1 protein-coding gene is annotated in these 449 nt (G+C 69.7%); it reads left to right on the top strand.

The window, feature by feature from the left end; genetic code table 11:
- Nucleotides 1-449, top strand: a 449-nt coding sequence (locus ACYJSS_RS30685) for a hypothetical protein (RefSeq protein ID WP_459481279.1), incomplete at both ends; no start/stop codon positions are given.

Raw genomic sequence — 449 nt, 5'->3', positions numbered from 1 at the left:
TCAACCAGCAGGGCCGCCTCAATGCCCAGGGCGGCGCCCTCACGGCCACCGTCGACAGCCTCGGCAACGGCCAGGGCCGCATCCAGGGCGACAGCGTCGAACTCACCAGCACCACCCGCCTGGACAACGGCCAGGGCCAGATCGTCGCCACCCAGGGCGACCTCGGCATCAAGCGCGGCGAAGTCATCAACGACGGCGGCCAACTCCTGGCCAAACAGGCGGTGACGGTCGATGTCGACAGCCTGCGCAACCAGGGCGGCACTGTTGGCGGTGACAGCGCCAGCCTCAAGCTGACCGGCAAGCTCGCCAACGACGGTGGCCTGATCGAAGCCAGCAAGACCCTCGCCCTCGACCTCGGCTCCGCCAGCAACGCCGGCGGCAAGTTGCGCGCCCTCGGCAGCACCGGCACCAGCACCTTCGCCATCGGCGGCCGCTTCGACAACGACGGT

This window comes from Pseudomonas sp. No.21 (genome assembly GCF_054558415.1).
This window is presented reverse-complemented; position numbering and strand designations above follow the sequence as displayed.